Source organism: Bifidobacterium avesanii (genome assembly GCF_009299475.1).
GTDB classification, from domain to species: domain Bacteria; phylum Actinomycetota; class Actinomycetes; order Actinomycetales; family Bifidobacteriaceae; genus Bifidobacterium; species Bifidobacterium avesanii.
The window spans coordinates 12,943-33,066 of the sequence record NZ_WBSN01000006.1; the positions used below are offsets into that span (position 1 = coordinate 12,943).

General features: G+C 66.9%; 14 protein-coding genes. 13 read left to right on the forward strand and 1 reads right to left on the reverse strand.

Features of this window, described 5'->3' with window-relative positions:
- The first annotated feature begins 156 nt into the window (after window positions 1-156).
- The 11 genes from DSM100685_RS04635 to DSM100685_RS04685 all read left to right on the forward strand — a co-directional run bounded on the left by DSM100685_RS04635 (window position 157) and on the right by DSM100685_RS04685 (window position 16,532).
- Window positions 157-1,188, forward strand: coding sequence for a 3-isopropylmalate dehydrogenase (locus DSM100685_RS04635; RefSeq protein WP_152350194.1), 1,032 nt, complete (start codon window positions 157-159; stop codon window positions 1,186-1,188).
- A 1,201-nt stretch (window positions 1,189-2,389) separates the two neighbouring features.
- Window positions 2,390-4,060, forward strand: coding sequence for a lipoate--protein ligase family protein (locus DSM100685_RS04640; RefSeq protein WP_239512655.1), 1,671 nt, complete (start codon window positions 2,390-2,392; stop codon window positions 4,058-4,060).
- Window positions 4,061-4,312: 252 nt separating this feature from the next.
- A complete protein-coding gene (locus tag DSM100685_RS04645) occupies window positions 4,313-4,990 on the forward strand; it encodes a Crp/Fnr family transcriptional regulator (RefSeq protein WP_239512658.1) in 678 nt (225 codons plus the stop codon).
- 204 nt (window positions 4,991-5,194) lie between these two features.
- Window positions 5,195-7,567 carry a transglycosylase domain-containing protein gene (locus DSM100685_RS04650; RefSeq protein ID WP_152350196.1) on the forward strand — a complete coding sequence of 791 codons (2,373 nt, stop codon included), beginning with the start codon at window positions 5,195-5,197 and terminating at the stop codon, window positions 7,565-7,567.
- A gap of 138 nt (window positions 7,568-7,705) precedes the next feature.
- On the forward strand, window positions 7,706-9,094 hold the full coding sequence (locus DSM100685_RS04655) for an NADH:flavin oxidoreductase/NADH oxidase (RefSeq protein WP_239512654.1): 1,389 nt from the start codon (window positions 7,706-7,708) through the stop codon (window positions 9,092-9,094).
- Window positions 9,095-9,249: 155 nt separating this feature from the next.
- Window positions 9,250-10,401: a quinone-dependent dihydroorotate dehydrogenase gene (locus tag DSM100685_RS04660; RefSeq protein WP_152350197.1), complete on the forward strand. Its 1,152-nt coding sequence runs from the start codon at window positions 9,250-9,252 to the stop codon at window positions 10,399-10,401.
- 29 nt (window positions 10,402-10,430) lie between these two features.
- On the forward strand, window positions 10,431-11,174 hold the full coding sequence (locus tag DSM100685_RS04665; RefSeq protein ID WP_239512653.1) for a polyprenol monophosphomannose synthase: 744 nt from the start codon (window positions 10,431-10,433) through the stop codon (window positions 11,172-11,174).
- Between the two features lie 262 nt (window positions 11,175-11,436).
- Window positions 11,437-12,249 (forward strand): DeoR/GlpR family DNA-binding transcription regulator, encoded by an 813-nt coding sequence (locus tag DSM100685_RS04670; RefSeq protein WP_152350198.1) that lies wholly within the window; start codon window positions 11,437-11,439, stop codon window positions 12,247-12,249.
- Window positions 12,246-13,496 carry a galactose-1-phosphate uridylyltransferase gene (galT, locus tag DSM100685_RS04675; RefSeq protein ID WP_152350199.1) on the forward strand — a complete coding sequence of 417 codons (1,251 nt, stop codon included), beginning with the start codon at window positions 12,246-12,248 and terminating at the stop codon, window positions 13,494-13,496. The genes DSM100685_RS04670 and galT overlap by 4 nt, the downstream gene beginning before the upstream one ends.
- Window positions 13,497-13,565: 69 nt before the next feature.
- Window positions 13,566-14,816, forward strand: coding sequence for a galactokinase (galK, locus tag DSM100685_RS04680; protein WP_152350200.1), 1,251 nt, complete (start codon window positions 13,566-13,568; stop codon window positions 14,814-14,816).
- 240 nt (window positions 14,817-15,056) lie between these two features.
- Window positions 15,057-16,532, forward strand: coding sequence for a DHA2 family efflux MFS transporter permease subunit (locus tag DSM100685_RS04685; protein ID WP_239512652.1), 1,476 nt, complete (start codon window positions 15,057-15,059; stop codon window positions 16,530-16,532).
- Window positions 16,533-16,650: 118 nt separating this feature from the next.
- Here DSM100685_RS04685 and DSM100685_RS04690 read toward each other — a convergent pair whose 3' ends face one another.
- Complete coding sequence (locus DSM100685_RS04690) at window positions 16,651-17,973, reverse strand: MFS transporter (RefSeq protein WP_152350201.1); 1,323 nt, start codon at window positions 17,971-17,973, stop codon at window positions 16,651-16,653.
- 367 nt (window positions 17,974-18,340) lie between these two features.
- Here DSM100685_RS04690 and DSM100685_RS04695 point away from each other — a divergent pair, with 367 nt between their 5' ends.
- Together DSM100685_RS04695 and DSM100685_RS04700 are read left to right on the forward strand one after the other, a co-directional pair.
- Entirely contained in the window at window positions 18,341-18,613 is a 273-nt protein-coding gene (locus tag DSM100685_RS04695) for an ACT domain-containing protein (protein ID WP_152350202.1), read from the forward strand.
- A 45-nt stretch (window positions 18,614-18,658) separates the two neighbouring features.
- On the forward strand, window positions 18,659-20,023 hold the full coding sequence (locus DSM100685_RS04700) for a PFL family protein (RefSeq protein WP_152350203.1): 1,365 nt from the start codon (window positions 18,659-18,661) through the stop codon (window positions 20,021-20,023).
- Window positions 20,024-20,124 lie beyond the last annotated feature (101 nt).

The window sequence follows — 20,124 nt, forward strand, 5'->3', positions numbered from 1 at the left end:
TTCGGTTGGTTCCGGCGGTTTTGTTCCGTTTGTTCCGTCGGTGCCGTTGGTTCCGGCGTCCCTCGGCGGGCGTCAGCTCGGGCGGATGCCGGCTCCGTGTCCACCTGCTGAGCGGCTTCCGCTCACCCCGTGGCCTCGCGAGTAGTCTGCCGTGCTATGAGCAAGACATATCACATTGCAGTTATTCCCGGCGACGGCATTGGCAAGGAAGTCACGCCGTGGGCTCAGGCCGCCCTGGAGAAGGCCGCCGAAGGCGAGGCTTCGTTCACCTACGAGCAGTTCGATCTGGGCGCCGAACGCTACCTGCGCGACGGCGCGATCCTGCCCCAGGACGAGGAGGACCGCATCAAGCAGGCCGACGCCATCCTGCTCGGCGCCGTGGGCGACCCGCGCATCAAGGCCGGCATCCTCGAGCGCGGCCTGCTCCTGAAGCTCCGCTTCGACCTCGACCAGTACGTCAACCTGCGTCCGTCCAAGCTGTACAAGGGCGTCACCTCCCCGCTCGCCAACCCGGGGAACATCGACTTCGTGGTGGTGCGCGAGGGCACCGAGGGCCTGTACTGCGGCGCCGGCGGCGCGGTCCGCCGCGACACCCCGGCCGAAGTGGCCACGGAGGTGTCCATCAACACCGCGTACGGCGTGGAGCGCGTGGTCCGCTACGCCTTCCAGCTCGCCATGAAGCGCCGCAAGCACATCACGCTCGTGCACAAGAAGAACGTGCTCGTCAACGCCGGCGACATGTGGCAGCGCATCGTCGACCGCGTGGGCGAGGAATACCCCGAGGTCACGCACGACTACTCGCACATCGACGCGGCCACCATCTACCTCGTCTCCGACCCGTCGCGCTTCGACGTGATCCTCACCGACAACCTCTTCGGCGACATCCTCACCGACGAGGCCGGCGCCGTGGTGGGCGGCGTGGGCTACTCCGCGTCCGGCTGCATCAACGCGTCGAACGAGTACCCGTCCATGTTCGAGCCGATCCACGGTTCCGCTCCGGACATCGCCGGCAAGGGCATCGCGAACCCGACCGCCGCGATCCTGTCCGCCGCCATGCTGCTGCGCCACCTCGGCTTCGACGAGGCCGCCGCGAAGATCGACGCCGCCGTCGAGGCGGACATCGAGGAGCTGGGCTCCACCACCCGCACCACCGAGCAGGTGGGCAAGGACATCCTCGCGCGCATCTGATCGGGATCTCTGGGCCGGCGGGCCGGTGCCGCCGATCCGTTGCGGTTGACAGCGCCGGCTTGTGCGGCTTGTGCGGCCCTCATATTGGCCTGTGCGGGTTTGTCTGACCTGCTTCGGTTGAGCCGGTTTATGCGGTCTATGTGGCTTGTGTGGCTTGTGCGTTGACGGGCGTCGGGCATATCAACCTTTGCGGCTGGTATGTCTGGCGCCCGTTTGGCATGCGTGGGGTTGTCATAGATTCGCGGGTCTGCTGTGCCGTGGTGTCGCGTGTTTCCCGCCATCTCCCCGCATATTCCGTATACGTGTATACGAAAACGTTAGTGAAAGCGGCCGTCCACGGTCTTCCGCGTATGCACGTATACGAAAAGTGCAGTGAAGGCCGTCGAAATCGTCCATTTTCGTATACACGTATACGGAATGGACCGTGAAGCCCGCCGCCTGAGGTCGGTTTCGTATGCGCGTATACGGAGATGACACCGGTAACGGCACTGGGGAGTCGATGGGAACGGCACCGTGAAAGCCGAATGCCGTCACTTTTTGTAAATCCGTTACAAAACAGATATCGAGGGATCAGCCTAGGTGCCGGTTTTGTAAATTCGTTACAGACCGGACGCCGAGGAGTGCCGTTCAGCGTCGTTTCTGTAAATCCGTTACAAAAAGTGCATCGTAGAGGCACGTTCAGCGTCCCTTTTGTAAAATCGTTACAAAATGGATGCCGAGGGACCATGTTCGGTGTCACTTTTGTAAATCCGTTACAACAACGACAGGTTAGGGCCGGTTTCGGCGCCTGTTTTGTAACGGTTTTACAAAAGTGACGGGCAGCGGGATGGAATGGGCCGGTGAATGGCGGACGGCATGGGGAAGGGCACGATGCGATGGCATGACTGACGGTCCGATCGGTGGAACGGCAATGGCGCGGTCGACGGAACGGTATTGTCGGCAACGCGGCCGATGGTGTGATCGGCGGCATGGCGATGATGCGGACAACGGCACGGGCGGCAACGCGTGGCTGATAATCCGATGAGTAGGCACGGCGGATGACATGACCGACGGGGTATGGTGATGATATGGCCGGCGGCGCGACGGATAGATGGTCGCCGGACGCCCAGTCGGGTGATATGGCATTCGGCACGGCGGATGTATGACGAACAGTTGCATGACGAACGGTCGAAACCAATCGGATGGAAGGCGGGACGCAAGTATGGCGATGGACGGCATGTGGCGCCGCGGCGAATGCAAGATGCCGGGCGGCAAGTTGGTGGCGGTCAGCCTATGCAGGGACGGGAACAAGGACGGGGGCTCGGGCGAAAGGCCAAATGGGAACGCGAACGGGACCGCCGCGCACTGGTCGGCCCGCATCGACGGCGACTTCTTCGTGGAGGGCGACGCCGATGCCGCGCGGAATTTGCTGAACGCGTTGGAGGCGACGATCGGTGACGCAATGATCGCCGGTGCGGGCGAGTGCGCGGACTCGTATATAAAGGAGTCCGTCGTCCGGGGACATGGTCAAGACCGCGGCTTGCCCGTAACGCATGACCGGCATGACGCCCGTCAGAGGAATCGGTCCGCAGCCGTGCCGACCCTGGAACAAACGACGGCGTGCGATTCGCTGACCGCACGGTTGGATGCGGTGATCGACGCGCATCCGGAGGCGACGTTGGTCGGCGCCACCGCGGCGACGATTGCGACGGCTGCCATGCGGGCACTGGGTGGTGCGACGACGGTTGTTGCGACCCGGGACGCAGCCGATGGCCATGACGCCGCCCGTGAACGGGCTCGTAAGGGCGCTCGGCGAGATGATGATCGGATGATCGCCGCTCCGACGTCGTCCCACCTGGGCATGGTGCATCAGGGGGACGCCGTCAATCCGAATAGGGGAACATCGGACGCGACGCATGCAACCGCGGGCGCAGGGGAGTCCGCCGTCACGTCGGATGCGGCGCGACGGGAAGGCCTCCCGGGGAAAGCGTCCGCGTCGGTGAAATCAATGTCGTCCGGGACTGCGAGGGCCGCGGGGAAGAACTCTGACACCGAGTCCGCCGCCGCCCTCTTCCCCAATCTCACCGTGCTGCGGGATACGCCCCGCGAGCCGGCCATGCAGCTGGCGCTCGACCAGGCGTGCGCGGAGGCGATGGCCGCCGGGCGGATGGGGCCGCTGATCCGACTGTGGCAGTGGGACCGCGCGGCCGTGGTGATCGGGCGCTTCCAGTCGGTCGGCAACGAGGTGAACCTCGATCAGGCGCGCGCGGAGCATGTGACCGTGGTGCGGCGCATCACCGGCGGCGGCGCGATGTTCGCCGAGCCGGAGTCGGTCATCACGTATTCGCTGATCGCCCCGCTGGACTGGGTGACCGGACTGAGCATCGGGGACTCCTACCGCCGCTGCGACCAGTGGGTGCTCGACGCGCTGCGGCCGCTTGGCATCGAGGCGCGCTACCAGCCCATCAACGACATCGCCTCGCCGCTGGGCAAGATCGGCGGCGCCGCGCAGCGCAGGTTCCCCGCTCCGGCGGACGGAACCGGGCACGGCGGCGGACCCGGCGCAGTGCTGCACCACACCATGCTCTCGTACGACATGGATGCCGCCAAAATGCTGCGCGTGCTCAACGTCTCCAAAGAGAAGATGTCCGACAAGGCAGTCAAGTCGGCGGCCAAGCGCGTCGATCCGCTGCGCTCGCAGACCGGGCTCACGCGCGCCGAGGTGCTTGACCGCATGATCGCCACCCTCACGGATCCGGAAGGTCCGTATCGTGCGCGGTATGCCGGACCGGAGCGTGCGGACGACGTGATCGGGCGGGACGTGCTCGACCGCGCCGCCGATCTGGCGCGCATCCGGTTCGCCACACCCGAATGGACCGCGCTCATTCCGTGACCGTGAACGCGACGGCGTCCGCACGACAAAGACCGGCCGTGTGACAATGAGCGGTCGCGCGGCGGAGAGACGTGACGCGCGAAGGAACGTCCCGCCCGGATCGGCGGCGGGAGCGTCGGCGCGCGGCGATACAATGTCTACCCGTACATCGGGCCGAGGAAGCCATCGGATTGCACGGAGGTGGGGATGAGCGTCAGCAGGTCGGGTCAGGCGGCGAACCATGCGTCGGACGGAATCGCGAGCGGCGACAACATGCTGCTGCACACCGCGCTGTTCAAGCAGGTGTCGCCCGAGGAGGCCGAACAGCTGATCCCGCACCTCAAGCGCTGGACGCTCAACAAGGGCGGCTATATTTTCCGCGAGGGCGACGTGGACCATCGCATGTACGTGCTGGAGAACGGCCGCGTCAAGCTCACCCGCCAGTCGGACGACCACCGCGTGCAGCTGCTCAGCATCCACGGCCACGGCGAAATCCTCGGCGAAATCCCGGTGTTCGACCCCCACGGCGGCCCGCGCACGGCCAATGCGGTGGCCATGACCAACGGCACCACGGTCGTCTCGCTCGAACACGACGACCTGTTCGCGTGGCTGGACGAGCATCCGCGCGTGGCCGTGGACATGCTGCAGGTCCTCGCCGGCCGCATGCGCGCCAACAACGAGCGCATCTCCGATCTGGTGTTCATGGACGTGCCCGCGCGACTGGCCAAGACGCTCCTCGATCTGGCCCAGCGCTTCGGCGAGCCGATGGAGGCGGGCCTCATGGTGCCGCACGACCTCACGCAGGAGGAACTCGCCCAGCTGGTCGGCGCCTCGCGCGAGACGGTGAACAAGGCGCTCATGGACTTCGACAACCGCGGCTGGATCGCGCGCAAGGGACGCTCGATCATCATCTTCCAGCCGGGCATGCTCATCCGCCGCTCGAAGCGGTGAGGCAACCGGGCGCTGAGGCACGGCGGGATCCGGCAAACAGCGGCACGCTGCGGCAAACCGCGGTGAATCGTGGCGGGCGGCGGCAAGCTGCAGGAGAGACCACAACCCACCCATTCAGCCGTTTTTCGGCGGATTTCCAGCTAGTGGAGCTACTGTAATCGTTTGCCGTCCGCGCTTGCCCGCCGGTAGACCCACCCCTTTAGAATGGGCACCATGCCTGAAAAGAAATCCAACTCCGTCAAGCGCGTCTTCACGCTGCTGCTGGCCTACATCATGTTCTGCGGGGCCGGCGGCGTGGTGGCGACCGGATTCCTGCTGCCGGCGGTGTTCGGCGCGAATTCCGTGATCAAGACCGTCACCCCGTCCCTGAAGGCGGAGGGCATCGATTTCTCCATCACCAAGCTGCCCCAGGCGTCCACGCTGTACGCGGCGGACGGCAGCAAGATGGCCTCGTTCTACACCCAGAACCGCATCGTGGTGCCGCTGAGCGAAGTCTCGGACATCATGCAGAAGGCCATGGTGGCCAGCGAGGACCGCCGATTCTTCCAGCATTCCGGCGTGGACGTGCAGGGCGTGCTGCGCGCGTTCGTGCAGACCTACGTCAAGGGCGGCAGCACCCAGGGCGGCTCCTCCCTGAGCCAGCAGTACGTCAAGAACATGCTGCTCGCGCAGGCCGAATCGGACGACGACCCGATCGCCGCCTACCACGCCACCGAGGACACCATCGCCCGCAAGCTGCGCGAGATGCTCATCGCCGTGCAGCTCGAGAAGGAATACTCCAAGGCGGAGATCCTGCAGGGCTACCTCAACATCGCGCAGTTCGGCACGCGCAACCTGTACGGCGTGGAGTCCGCCGCCCGCCGCTACTTCAACAAGAGCGCCAAGGACCTCAACATCGTGGAGGCGGCCACCATCACGCCGATCACGCAGAACCCCTCCAAGTACGACCCGTCGATCGAGGCGAACCAGCCGGAGACGGAGCGCCAGCGCAACATCGTGCTCGACCTCATGCTGCAGGAGGGCTACATCACGCAGCAGGAGCACGACGACGCGGTCAAGACCCCGATCAAGGACACCCTGCACATCACGTCCGTGGACCAGGGCTGCATGACCGCCGGCGACGCCGCGTTCTTCTGCTCGTACGTGGTCAAGCAGATCGAGAACTCCCCGGAGTTCGGCGCCACCAAGGAGGACCGCCAGAAGCTGCTCAACTCCGGCGGCCTCGAGATCCACACCACCATGGACGTCAACGCGAACAACGCGGCCATGAACGCGGCGCGCCAGGCCATCCCGGTGGACGATCCGAGCCAGTTCGAGATGATGATCGCCGCGATCCGCCCGGGCACCGGCGAAGTGCTCGGCTTCGGCATCAACCGCACGTACGACGCCACCGACGCCGCCAAGGACGACTTCCGCCGCACGGCCGTGAACTTCGCCGTGGACCAGATCGACGGCGGCGGCACCGGCTTCTCGGTCGGCTCCACGTGGAAGCCCATCAACTTGGTGGCGTGGATGCGCGAAGGCCATTCGATCACCGAGGTGCTGCCGGCCGGCAACACGCTCAACGAGCGCAACGAGGTGCCCGACTACCACGCCAACGTGACGTGGAACATCTCCAACTCGGGCGCGCGCGGCACCGCGGAGTCGCCGCTGCAGGGCCTCGTCAACTCGCACAACACCACGCAGGTGGCCATGCTCAAGGTGATCGGACTGACCCCGATCCTCAACGCGGCCGCCGACATGGGCTACCACAGCGCCACCATCGCGGACAAGGACAAGTCTCTGCTCGAGCAGAAGGTGCTGTACAACCCGCCCATGGTGATCGGCACCGGCGTGTCCGCGTCCCCGCTGACCATGGCCAACGTGTACGCCACCATCGCCGCCAACGGCGTGCAGTGCACCCCGATCGCCATCACCAAGGTGATCGACAGCACCGGCAAGGACATCCCCGTGCCGAGCGCCAACTGCCATCAGGCCATCGACCCGGAGATCGCGCAGACCGTGGCCTACGCCATGAACCAGGGCGTGGTCACCCCGTCCGGCGCCGCGCACACCGCGCAGCTCGCCAACGGCCGCAAGACCTTCGCCAAGACCGGTACGAACGAGAACGAGTACCTCGTCACCGCCGGCTTCACCCCGGAGGTCGCCGCGTTCGCGATCGCCGGCAACGCGCAGGGCTACCACAAGGAATACGACAAGAAGGCCGGCACGTACAAGACCACGGACGGCTTCACCAACCGCACCATCAACGGCGTCTTCCACGACACGTGGTTCGGCTACATGCTCGCCACCCCGGCGTGGGTGAACTTCATGAACACCTATCTGGACTCGGCGCAGATACCGATCAACAACGACTACGGCAACCCGTCCGCGAAGTACATGGGCGGCGCCAGCTCGTCCTCGTCGTCGGGCGCGACGTCCGGAACGTCCGGCGGCGCGACCGACGGGGCCACGGCGTCCGCTTCGCCCTCCGCGTCCGCCACCGATTCGGCGGCTCCGTCCGCGGACGCCACGGTCACGGTCGACCCGAGCCAGGCCGAGTCGAGCGCGGCGACCAACGAACAGCAACAGCAGTAGCGTTTGACCGGCAGCGCGCAACGGCGACCCTCACGACCCATCCACAAATGGGTGTGGGGGTCGCGTCGTCTCCTGCCTACAATGGCAAGGGTGGCCGCCAGCTCGGGCGGCCGGTGATTTCGAGAGGGGCGAGAAGCGATGATGCAATCCGATTACGACGAGGCCGATCTGGCCGGTTTCGACATGCGCGGGTTCACCGTGGCGGACAAGACGTCGGCCTACGACCGCGAGGACGACGAAGTGGACGACGAGACGGCCGTGGAGAATGAAGCCGCAGAGGTGGCCGCCGATCCGGAAGCCGCGGATTCGGCATTGGACGACGTGGATGCGGACGATGCGGATGACGCGGATGACGCCGATGATGCCGACTCCGCGGGGAGGCCCGCCGGCAAGCCCAAGTCCAAGAGGCTGTTCAAGAGTGCCAAGAAGGCCGTCAAAGCCGAATCACCGGCGCTGTTCAGCCCGATCAGCCTGCGCGGCGTGACCGCGCGCAACCGCGTCTGGCTGCCCCCGATGGACACCTATTCGGCCGTGGCCCGCGCCGGCAAGCCCACGCCGTTCCACTACCAGCACTACGTCTCCCGCGCGATGGGCGGCTTCGGCTTGGTGTGCTTCGAGGCCACCGCTGTGGCGCCGGAGGGACGCATCTCCCCGTGCGATCTGGGCCTGTGGGACGACGACCAGATCGCCGCGTTCCAGTGGATCGTCGACGGCGTCAAGGAGGCCGGCGCGGTCGCGGCCATCCAGCTCAACCACGCCGGGCGCAAGGGCTCGACCGGCTGCTTCTCCGCGGGCTATGAGGGCGGCAGCGTGCCGCAGGACGACGGCGGCTGGCAGACCGTGGCGCCCAGCCCCATCGCGTTCGACAACCTCGCCGCGCCGCGCGAGCTCACGGTGGACGAGATCCACGGCATCGTGGACGCCTTCCGCGCCGCCGCCGTGCGCGCCGTGAACGCCGGGTTCGACGTGATCGAGATCCACGCGGCCCACGGCTACCTGCTCAGCGAGTTCCTCGACCCGCTCACCAACGTGCGCACCGACGAATACGGCGGCAGCCTCGAGAACCGCATGCGCATGCTCGTCGAGGTGGTGGACGCCGTGCGCGGCGCGGTCGCCCCGGCCGTGCCCGTGTTCGTGCGCATCTCCGCCACCGACTGGGCCGCCGGCGGCTGGGATCTGAACCAGACCATCGCCACCGCGCGCGTGCTCAAGGAACACGGCGTGGATCTGGTGGACGTGTCCACGGGCGGGATCCTGCCGGGCGTGGCCATCCCGGTGAAGCCGAACTATCAGGTGCCGTTCTCCGAGCAGGTGCGCGTCAAGGCCCTGGTGCCCACCACCGCGGTGGGACTCATCACCAAGCCGAAGCAGGCCGACCGGATCGTGCGCCGGGGCGAGGCCGACGCCGTGCAGATCGGACGAGCCGCGCTGCGCGACCCGTACTGGCCGCTGCGCGCCGCCGACAAGCTGGGACTGAAGCCGTCCGAGGCGCCCTACCAGCCGCAGTACATCCGCGGCGCGTACTGAGCCGATTCGCCGAACTGATTCGCCGAACTGATTCGCCGAGCCGCCGGGCGTAGAACCGGCGGCCGTCGGTCGGCGGGCGGCAGTCGGGCGGCGGCATGCGTCGGACGGGAGGCCGGTGCTGGCGCTTCGCCGCGCGCGGTGACACAATGGGACGCATGAGCTACGTTTCCGAGAACTTCTGGCACGACGCCGTGAACAAAGCCACCACCGACCTCTTCACCTTCGGATACAAGCACGTCATCAAGCCGTACTTCGTGTTCAACCACACGCCCGACGTGGCGCACGACCAGATGATCCAGTTCTGCCGCGTCACGCGCAACATCCCGCCGCTCATGTGGCTCGAGCGCGAGATGCTCAACTACACCGACCCGATCCTCGAAACCGAGGTCATGGGCGTCAAGTTCGCCAACCCGTTCGGCTTGTCCGCCGGGCTCGACAAGAACTGCGACATGCCGGTCCTGCTCGACAACGCCGGCTTCGGCTTCGAGACAGTCGGCTCCACCACCGCGCGCCCGTGCCCCGGCAACCCGAAGCCGTGGTTCCACCGCCTGCCCGAATACGATTCGATGATGGTGCACGTGGGCCTCGCCAACGACGGCTCCGAGCAGGTGATCCCGCGCGCCGAGGCCGCGTGGCGCAGGGCGAGGGGCATGCAGGTGTCCGTCTCGATCGCGCGCACCAACGACCAGTACTGCGGCGACCTCGACGAGGGCATCGAGGACTACTGCACCTCCATGCGCCGGGCCGCCGGCCGCACCGCCATGATCGAGGTCAACGTCTCCTGCCCGAACACGCACGTGGGCGAGCCGTTCACCTCCAGCCCGGAGAACCTCGACCGCCTGTTCACCGCACTGGACGCGATCGAGCATCCCCAGCCGGTGCTCGTCAAGATGCCACTCAACAAGCCGTGGCCCGAATTCCGCGACCTCGTCGCCGTGCTGGCCGAGCACAAGGTGGACGGCCTGTCGATCGCGAACCTGCAGAAGGACCGCACCGGACTCGAAATTCCGCGCGAATGGGAGGGCGGCCTCTCCGGCGGCCCCACGTACCGCGCGAGCAACGACATCATCGCGAAGACGTACCGCGAGTTCGGCGACCGCTTCGCCATCGCGGGCATCGGCGGCGTGTTCACCCCGCGTCAGGCGTATGCGAAGATCCGCTCCGGCGCGAGCCTCGTCATGTTCATCAGCGCGCTCATGTACCGCGGCCCCCAGCAGATCACCGTGTTGAAGCGCGGCCTCGCCGAACTGCTGCGCCGCGACGGGTTCGACTCCGTGTCCGAGGCCGTCGGCGTGGACGTGGACTGACGCTAGAGTAGACGCCAGAAAGGGGAACCATGTCCGCGACCAACACCGCCGTCCGCACGCTCATCGTCATGCCCACCTACAACGAGGTGGAGAACCTCAAGCCCACGCTCTCGGGGATCTTCGCCAACGCCCCGCAGGCGGAGGTGCTGGTGGTGGACGACAATTCGCCGGACGGCACCGGACGCCTCGCGCAGTTCATGGCGCAGGGGGAGCCCCGGCTGCACGTGATGCACCGCGAGGGCAAGAACGGCCTCGGCCCGGCGTATCTGGCCGGCTTCCAGTGGGCGCTCGAGCGCGGCTACGACATGATCTGCGAAATGGACATGGACGGCTCGCACCGGCCCGAGGACTTCCGCCGCATGCTCGACGTGGCCGTGATGAACCCGGACGTGGATCTGGTGATCGGCTCCCGGCGCGTGCCCGGCGGCGCGACGGTCAACTGGCCGTGGGTGCGCGACGCGATCTCGCGCGGCGGCTCGTGGTACGCGCGGACCATGCTCGGCCTGCCGGTGCACGACATGACCGCCGGATTCCGCATCTACCGCGCCTCCATGCTCGCCCGTCTGGGACTTGAGCGCGTGCAGGCCAACGGCTACGTGTTCCAGGTGGACATGACCCGTCGCGTGGCGGCGGCCGGCGGCGTGATCCGCGAGGTGCCGATCGTGTTCGTGGAGCGTGTGCGCGGCAATTCCAAGATGAGCTCGCGCATCGTGGCCGAGGCTATGCTCATGGTCACCAAGTGGGGGCTGGAGCGCCTGTCCCACCGCAACTGATCGTCGCAGCTGACCATCGCGGCCTGCGGATCTGCCCATAATCCAATCGCAAAATGCAGGATTGGGCGGATTCGCAGGATTGGAGCCCGAATCGCGCCCGCAGCATCATGTTCCTGCCCAATTTGGCATTCTGCGTGCCTAGCGTGGGCGGAAACGCAGGGGAGCGGCCCGCGCGATCAGGGATGGCAACACGCGTGCGCATTTGTCGCGAAACGCTCAGACTCGTTTTGTTCAATGAGCGTATGTGTGCGATAATGTTCGAATGATATCGTCACAACGCCAACATCTCATACTGAGCCGGCTGCGCACGCGAGGAGCCGTGCGCATCACCGCGCTGTCCAAGGAACTCGGCGTCTCCGCGATGACCATCCGCCGCGACATCGCCGATCTCGCGGACAAGGGCCTGCTCAAGCGCGTCCACGGCGGCGCGATCACCACGTCCACGCTGCTGGCCGAGCCGCTGTTCTCGGTCAAGTCGCAGATGGACATCGGGCTCAAGGACGCCATCGCGCAGGAGGCCGTCAAATACGTGGCCCCCGGCGACGTGATCGCCATCGGCGGCGGCACCACGGCCTACGTGTTCGCGCAGCACCTGCTCGAATCCCAGCAGTCGAGCGGCATCACCATCCTCACCAACTCGATCCCGGTAGCCGAGCTCGTGCAGGCGCTGGAGACGAAAGACGTCGAAGTCATCGTCACCGGCGGCGTGATCACCCGCTCCAATTCGCTCGTGGGGCCCATCGCGGACAAGGTCGTCGGCTCCCTGCGCGTGAACACCGTGTTCCTCGGCACCCACTCCGTGTCCATCCCGCACGGCTTCCTCATGCCCAACTCGCTGGAGGCCGCCACGGACATGGCCCTCATGAGCATCGCCGACCGCACGATCATCCTCACCGACCACACCAAATGGCAGTGCACGTCCCTGTCCCTGTTTGCCCGGTTCGACCAGGTGGACACGGTCATCACCGACGACGGCCTGGACCCGGTCGCCGCCAAACAGACCAAGGAATTGGTCAAGGAACTCGTTTTGGCCAAACAGACCGAACAAAACCAAGAAAGTGAGCACATCCAATGAGCGAATTCGCACAGTACACCCCCGGGGCGTATGCGTCCGAGCACATTCGCATCACGCCGACCACGCTGGCGGACGGCCGTGACTTCTTCTATCTCGACGACGATCCGGAGTACGTGTCCGGCAACAAGACCCGCGAGCTCAAGGATCCGCGCGACCTCGCCTACCGCTTCGCCCCGCATCTGGACGCCGACGGCAACGAGGTGCCGTACGCCGCCCCGCAGATGCGCCGCGACCCGCTGACCGGCGACTGGATCCCCATGGCCACCGCCCGCATGAACCGCCCGATCACCGCCGGCCCCGGCGCCACCGCCAAGGGCAACCCGCTGGCCGCCCGCAAGCCCGGCGACCCGTACCAGGACGGCGAGGTTCCGGACACCGACTACAACGTCGTGGTGTTCGAGAACCGCTTCCCGTCCATGGTGCGCGTGCCCGGCGTCTCCGAGGAGGTCTCCTACGTGGACGGCAACCCGCTGTGGGAGAAGAAGCTCGCCGCCGGCCGCTGCGAGGTCATCTGCTTCGACCCGAACGAGCACGGCCTGCCCGCGGACCTGCCGGTCTCCCGCCTGCGCACCGTCGTGGAGGCGTGGGCCTTCCGCACCGCCGAGATCTCCGCCATGGAGGGCATCGAGCAGATCTTCCCGTTCGAGAACCACGGTCAGGAGATCGGCGTCTCGCTGGCCCACCCGCACGGCCAGGTGTACTGCTACCCGTTCATCGCCCCGAAGATGGAGACCGAGCTCAAGCACACCGAGGCCTACCACGAGAAGACCGGCGGCAACCTGCTGAAGGACATCATGAACGCCGAGCTGGAGGCCAAGGAGCGCGTGGTGATGCGCAACCACAGCTGGGTCGCTTACGTACCGGCCGCCGCCCGCTGGCCCCTCGAGGTGCACGTGGCCCCGGTGCGCGACGTGCTCACGATCGACCAGCTCAACGACCAGGAGCGCTGGGACCTCGCGCAGATGTACTCCACGCTCCTGAAGCGCGGCAACGCGTTCTTCGACAAGGGCGACGGCAAGGGCATGGACCTGCCGTACATCGCCGCCTGGCACCAGGCCCCGGTCCACGACCCACGCCGCGAGAACTACCGCTTGAACCTCCAGTTCTTCAGCTTCCGCCGCGCCGCCAACAAGATCAAGTACCTCGCCGGCTCCGAGTCCGGCATGGCCGCGTGGATCTCCGACACCACGCCGGAGCTCATCGCCAAGCGCTTCCACGAGCTCGGCGCGGTCGACATCGACGACTGAGCCTCAACCGGGTCTCGACCGAACTCCGGCCGAGACCGCAAATACTCACAGAAAGGGAACGAAACACCAATGACTGCTGTTGAATTCATCGAACCGATCAGCCACGACGACGGCGTCGCGCAGGCCACCGACCTGTTCAAGCGCACGTACGGCGGCGAACCCGCCGGCGTGTGGGCCGCCCCGGGCCGCGTGAACCTCATCGGCGAGCACACCGACTACAACGCCGGCCTGTGCCTGCCGATCGCCCTGCCGCACCGCACGTTCATCGCCCTGAAGCCGCGAGAGGACACCACCGTGCGCCTCGTGTCCGACGTGGCCCCCGACAAGGTCGCCACCGCGGATCTCGACGGCCTCAAGGCCGGCGGCGTGGACGGCTGGGCCGCCTACCCGACCGGCGTGGCCTGGGCTCTGCGCGAGGCCGGCTTCGATCAGGTCAAGGGTTTCGACGCCGCGTTCGTCTCCTGCGTGCCGCTCGGCAGCGGCCTGAGTTCGTCCGCCGCCATGACCTGCTCCACCGCGCTCGCGCTGGACGACGTGTACGGCCTCGGCTACGGTTCCACCGACGCCGGCCGCGTCACGCTCATCAACGCCGCCATCAAGTCGGAGAACGACATGGCCGGCGCCTCCACCGGCGGCCTCGACCAGAACGCCTCCATGCGCTGCACCGCCGGCCACGCCATCCTGCTCGACTGCCGCCCGGGCCTGAGCGCCCTCGAGTCCGTTTCCCAGCAGGAGTTCGACCTCGACAAGTACGGCCTCGAACTGCTCGTGGTGGACACCCAGGCCCCGCACCAGCTCAACGACGGCCAGTACGCCCAGCGCCGCGCCACCTGCGAGGCCGCCGCGAAGATCCTCGGCGTGGAGAACCTGCGCGTGGTGGCCGACAAGGTCAACGCGGCCGACGATCCGATCGCCGCGCTCGCCGACGTGCTCGAGCAGCTCGACGATCCGGCGCAGGTGCGCTGCACCCGCCACGTGATCACCGAGATCGGCCGCGTGACCCAGTTCGTGGACGCCTTCAAGGCCGGCGACATCGCCAAGGCCGGCGAGCTGTTCAACGCCTCGCACAACTCCCTGCGCGACGACTACCGCGTCACCGTGCCGGAGCTTGACACCGCGGTGAACATCGCCCGCGCCCACGGCGCGTACGGCGCCCGCATGACCGGCGGCGGCTTCGGCGGTTCGATCATCGCCCTCGTGGACAAGGGCGCCGGCCGCGAGATCGCCCAGCGCATTGCCGACGAGTTCAAGGCCCAAGGCTTCAACGCACCGCGCGCCCTGCCCGCCGTGGCCGCCGCCGCGGCGTCACGCGAGGCGTGACGCCGTCGCCGCCGTGGGGGGGCGGCTCCCCTCGCCTACGGGATGCCCACCGGGCATCCCGCTTGACGGCTCGGCCCGCGAGGCCTAAGCGCGCGACACGCCCGGGCCGACTTACGAAGCCGGCCGAAACGTGTTATGTTGCGAAGCTGTTCAAAACCGCATGGCCCCGCGCCGAAAATACCATCGAGTATTTCGGTGCGGGGCCATGCGGTTTTCTGCGTTCAGAGAGAGGTAAAAACTTTGCAGCAATCATTCGCGCATCCGTCGTTCGCGCATCCGCACCGCGTCATGTCCGGCCTGTACGCCGGCGTGTTTCTGGGCATGCTGTCCGAAACGTCCATGAACATCGCCCTGCCCGACCTCATGGACGAGTTCTCCGTCACCTCCGGCACCGCCCAGTGGATGGTCGTCGGCTACATGCTGGCGATCGGCGTCGTGCTGCCGTGCGTCGGCTTCCTGCTCAAGTGGGTCAGGACCAAGACGCTCGCCCTGCTCGCCCTCGTGTGCTTCCTCATCGGCGCCGTCGTGTGCACCGCGGCCACGAACTTCCCCGTCCTGCTCACCGGCCGTATGATCCAGGGCGTGAGCACCGGCATCATGCTGCCCACCATGTACGCGGCGATCGTACGCGTCTTCCCGCCGCACAAGATCGGCGCCGCCAACGGGGTGGCGGGCCTGACGATCATGTTCGCCCCGGTGATCGGCCCCACCCTCGCCGGCGTGCTCATCGGCGCGTTCTCGTGGCGCGCGATCTTCGCGATGCTGGCCATCGTGGCCGTGGCGGCGATCGCGCTGACCGCCGTGTTCTTCGTCACGCCGATCGAGCGCACCCGTCCGGCCGTGGACGTACTCTCCGTCATCGCCTCGGCGCTCGGCTTCGGCTGCCTCGTGGCCGGCGTGAGCCTGATCAGCGACATGGGCTTCTCCGCCATGGTGGTGGGCCTGATCGTGGTGGGCGCGCTCGTGCTCGCCTTCTACGCGCACCGCCAGTTCGCCATCGCCGACCCGCTGCTGGACCTGAAGGCCCTGCGCATCCCGGCCTTCGCGGTGCCGGCCGTCATGGTCAGCTGCTCCTTCGCCTGCACGCTCGCGTTCATGTACCTGGTCCCGCAGGAGCTGCAGCGCGGCCTCGGCATGAGCTCCACGATGGCCGGCATGCTCATGCTGCCCGCCGGCGTGGTCAACGCGCTGTGCACGCTGCTGGCCGGCCGCCTGTACGACCGCCTCGGCGCCAAGCGACTCGTGTGGGCCGGCGTGGCGATGGCCGCGGTCGGCGGCGCGCTGTTCCTCGCGATCGGCGTCGGCTCGCCGGTGGCGCTGTTCCTCGCCGCGCACATCGTGATCATGGTGGGCATCCCGTTCATCCAGCAGTCCACGCAGTCTGCCGCGCTGCACGCCCTGCCGCGCGAGATGGCGGCCGACGGCAGCACGATCCTCAACACCATGCAGCAGGTCGTGGGCGCGATCGGCACCGCCGTCGCCACCTGCCTGCTCGGGCTGGGCGACGCCTCCACGCAGGCCGGCTTCGTCACCGGTTCACGCTACGGCTACGTCTTCGGCCTCGCGCTGATCGCGCTGGTGCTCGCCGGCTCGTTCCTGCTGCGCGAGGAGCGCCGCGAGGCCCGTCAGGGGGAGCGGCGTCCGGCCGTTGCCGCTGCCGAATCCGCGGCCGTGGCGCCCGTGTCCGCGTCCGTCGCCGAGGATCTGGCCGCCTGACCGTCGTGCGGTCCGATCGCCGTCGCACCGACGTTCGTCCGTCGCCAAACAAAAGAGCCCCGCATGAATTGCCATGCGGGGCTCTTGTGTTGAATGGATCGATCAGACGAGCGCTAGATCACTCGGTGTAGTCCTTGTTCTTGCTTTCCTTGATGAGGAACAGCGCGATGAGGGCGATCACCGCCATGACGGCCATGTACCAGCCGACGGAGGCGACGGTGCCGGTGGCCTGCACCAGGGCGGTCGCGATGGTCGGGGCGAACGCGCCGCCGAAGATCGCGGCGAGGTTGTAGCTCAGGCCGGCGCCGGAGTAGCGCACGTGGGTCGGGAACAGCTCGGGCAGGTAGGCGCCGCACGGGCCGAACAGGCCGCCCATGAGGGCGAAGCCGACGCACAGGAACAGCATCACGGTGACGGGGTTGTGCTGCAGGGACTGCATGGCGAAGAGGCTGAAGACCAGCGTGGCCAGCGTGGTGGCGATGAGCACGGTCTTGCGGCCCAGACGGTCGGAGTACACGCAGGTGACGAGGATGAAGATGGCGAAGAACACCACGGAGACCATCTGCATGGCCAGGTACTCGTTCTGGGTGAACGCCGGCTTCATCACCTTGACGCCGTAGGACAGCGACCAGGTGCCGAGCACGTAGAACAGGGTGTAGGTGATGCCCATGGCGGCGGTGCCCAGCAGGACTTCCTTCCAGTAGGGCACGAGGTCGCGCAGCGGGTGCTTGGAGACGCGGTCCTCGGCCTCGGCCTGACGGAAGATCGGGGTTTCGCTCATGTGGAGGCGCACGTAGAGGCCGATGATCACAAGCACGGCGGAGCACAGGAACGGGATGCGCCAGCCCCAGGCCTGCATCTTGTCCGGGCCGAGGGTGGTGTCGAGCAGCAGGTTCAGGCCGTAGGCGCAGAAGAAGCCGATCGGGGCGCCGAGGTTCGGGAAGGAGCCGTACAGGGCGCGCTTGTTGGCCGGCGCGTTCTCGGTGGCGACCAGCGCGGCGCCGGACCATTCGCCGGCGAGGCCCACGCCCTGGCAGGCGCGGCAGATGCACAGGATGATGATCGACAGCATGCCGAGCTGCTCATAGCCGGGCAGGCAGCCGACGAGGAACGTGGAGATGCCCATCGTCATGAGGGCCACGACCAGCGTGGTCTTGCGGCCGACCTTGTCGCCGAAGTGGCCGAACAGCATGGAGCCGAACGGGCGGGCGAGGAAGGAGACGGCGAAGGTGAGGAACGCCAGCATGGTGCCGACGGCCGGGTTGGCCTTGGTGGCGCCCGGGAAGAAGATCACGCCGAAGTAGCTGGCGGAGGCGATGGAATAGCAGTAGTTGTCGTAAAACTCGATTGCGGTGCCGACCATCGACGCGGCGATGATCTCCGGCACGGAATCCTTCTTGACCGTGGTCGCCTTGGAGGCGGCTGCAGCGGTTGCGGACATGAGAATAAACCCCTCTATCTCAATACATCAGGTGAACCACGCCCGCGCGCCGATCCGCCCCGGTTGTGCCAGAGAGGAAACGGCGACGGTGCGGTTCGGGCTGCGTTCCGGCGGTTGGCCGGAAGCTGAAGCCCAAACATACGGAAGGCGCGGCCCGAATGTAAATAGTGGGGTCACTATTTGGACGGCGTGGGCCGGTGGTGTTCGTTTTCCGTGAGGGCGGGCGATGGCGCGCGGGCCGTGTCCGGCGGATGGCCCGGGGATGGGCCGGGGATGGCCCGACGGGTGGGATGGAAAGGGCCGGCGCAACGCGTCGCATCTATACTGGGGACATCTGCCGTTCTTCCCATTTTTCGATCGGAGCGCCATGAACAAGGCAATCATCACCGTCGTCGGCCAGGATACGGTCGGCATCATCGCCCGCGTCTGCACCTACCTGTCCGATCACAGGGTCAACGTGCTCGACATCTCGCAGACCATCATCGACGGCTTCTTCAACATGATGATGATCGTCGACTACTCCAAGGCGGACGTGGAGTTCGGCGCGATGGTCGGGGCGCTCGACGAGCTCGGCGAGGACATCGGCGTGCGCATCCGCTGCCAGCGCGAGGAGATCTTCACCAAGATGCACCGCGTGTGAGCGCGGAGACGGACCAGTGAAGACGAAGGCGACTGGAGGAACAACATGCTGAATATCATGGAGGTCCACGAGACCAACCAGATGATCGAGCAGGAGAAGCTCGACGTGCGCACCATCACCATGGGCATCTCCCTGCTCGACTGCGCGGCGAGCACCGTGGACGAGGTGTGCCGCAACGTCTACGAGAAGATCACCCGCTACGCGAAGGACCTCGTGTCCACCGGCGAGGCGATCGAGCGCGACTACGGCATCCCGATCGTGAACAAGCGCATCACCGTCACTCCGATCTCCCTCGTGGGCGCGAGCTCGTGCAAGTCCACCAAGGACTTCGTGAAGATCGCCCACGCGCTGGACCGCGCCGCCAAGGAGTGCCGCGTGGACCTGATCGGCGGCTACTCCGCGCTCGTCTCCAAGTCCATGACCCCGGCCGAGGAGCTGCTCATCCGCTCCCTGCCGCAGGCGCTTTCGGAGACGGACATCGTGTGCTCGTCCGTGAACGTGGGCTCCACCAAGACCGGCATCGACATGAACGCCGTCGAGCTGCTCGGCCACGTGATCAAGGACATCGCGGCCGCCACCGCGGACAACGACTCCTACGGCTGCGTCAAGTTCGTGGCGTTCTGCAACGTCCCGGACGACAACCCCTTCATGGCCGGCGGCTTCCACGGCGTGACGGAGGGCGACGCGGTGATCAACGTGGGCGTCTCCGGCCCCGGCGTGGTCTCCCGCGCGCTCGACGCCGCCAAGGGCAAGGACTTCGAGTTCCTGTGCGAGACCATCAAGCGCACCGCGTTCAAGATCACGCGCGTGGGCCAGCTCGTCGCGCAGGAGGCCTCCCGCCGCCTCGGCGTCCCGTTCGGCATCATCGACCTGTCGCTGGCCCCCACCCCCGCGGTGGGCGACTCGGTGGGCGAGGTGCTCGAGAAGATCGGCCTCGAGCAGGTGGGCGCCCCCGGCACCACCGCCGCGCTGGCCATGCTCAACGACCAGGTCAAGAAGGGCGGCATCATGGCGTCGAGCTACGTGGGCGGCCTGTCCGGCGCGTTCATCCCCGTCTCCGAGGACAGGAACATGATCGACGCGGCCTCCTCCGGGTGCCTCACCATCGAAAAGCTCGAGGCCATGACCTGCGTGTGCTCCGTGGGCCTCGACATGATCGCCATCCCCGGCGACACCTCCGCGGCCACCATCTCCGGCCTCATCGCCGACGAGGCCGCCATCGGCATGGTGAACCAGAAGACCACCGCCGTGCGCGTGATACCCGTCGTCGGCAAGACCGTGGGCGACGAGGCCAACTTCGGCGGCCTCATGGGCTACGCGCCCATCATGCCGGTCAACCAGGCCTCCTGCGCCGCCTTCGTGACCCGCGGCGGGCGCATCCCGGCGCCGATCCACTCGTTCAAGAACTGATCGGATTCGCCGTCCCGTCCATCATTGTGAGTGAGGCCCGTGGGGTGCGGTCGACAATTTCTTCGACCGCACCCCACGGGCCTCACCCGTTCAAGACGACG

Bases quoted from the DNA above. Each gene is read 5' to 3' on its own strand.
- DSM100685_RS04635 (WP_152350194.1), top strand. From the start codon at position 157: ATGAGCAAGACATATCACATTGCAGTTATTCCCGGCGACGGCATTGGC.
- DSM100685_RS04640 (WP_239512655.1), top strand. From the start codon at position 2,390: ATGGCGATGGACGGCATGTGGCGCCGCGGCGAATGCAAGATGCCGGGC.
- DSM100685_RS04645 (WP_239512658.1), top strand. From the start codon at position 4,313: ATGCTGCTGCACACCGCGCTGTTCAAGCAGGTGTCGCCCGAGGAGGCC.
- DSM100685_RS04650 (WP_152350196.1), top strand. From the start codon at position 5,195: ATGGGCACCATGCCTGAAAAGAAATCCAACTCCGTCAAGCGCGTCTTC.
- DSM100685_RS04655 (WP_239512654.1), top strand. From the start codon at position 7,706: ATGATGCAATCCGATTACGACGAGGCCGATCTGGCCGGTTTCGACATG.
- DSM100685_RS04660 (WP_152350197.1), top strand. From the start codon at position 9,250: ATGAGCTACGTTTCCGAGAACTTCTGGCACGACGCCGTGAACAAAGCC.
- DSM100685_RS04665 (WP_239512653.1), top strand. From the start codon at position 10,431: ATGTCCGCGACCAACACCGCCGTCCGCACGCTCATCGTCATGCCCACC.
- DSM100685_RS04670 (WP_152350198.1), top strand. From the start codon at position 11,437: ATGATATCGTCACAACGCCAACATCTCATACTGAGCCGGCTGCGCACG.
- galT (WP_152350199.1), top strand. From the start codon at position 12,246: ATGAGCGAATTCGCACAGTACACCCCCGGGGCGTATGCGTCCGAGCAC.
- galK (WP_152350200.1), top strand. From the start codon at position 13,566: ATGACTGCTGTTGAATTCATCGAACCGATCAGCCACGACGACGGCGTC.
- DSM100685_RS04690 (WP_152350201.1), bottom strand. From the start codon at position 17,973: ATGTCCGCAACCGCTGCAGCCGCCTCCAAGGCGACCACGGTCAAGAAG.
- DSM100685_RS04695 (WP_152350202.1), top strand. From the start codon at position 18,341: ATGAACAAGGCAATCATCACCGTCGTCGGCCAGGATACGGTCGGCATC.
- DSM100685_RS04700 (WP_152350203.1), top strand. From the start codon at position 18,659: ATGCTGAATATCATGGAGGTCCACGAGACCAACCAGATGATCGAGCAG.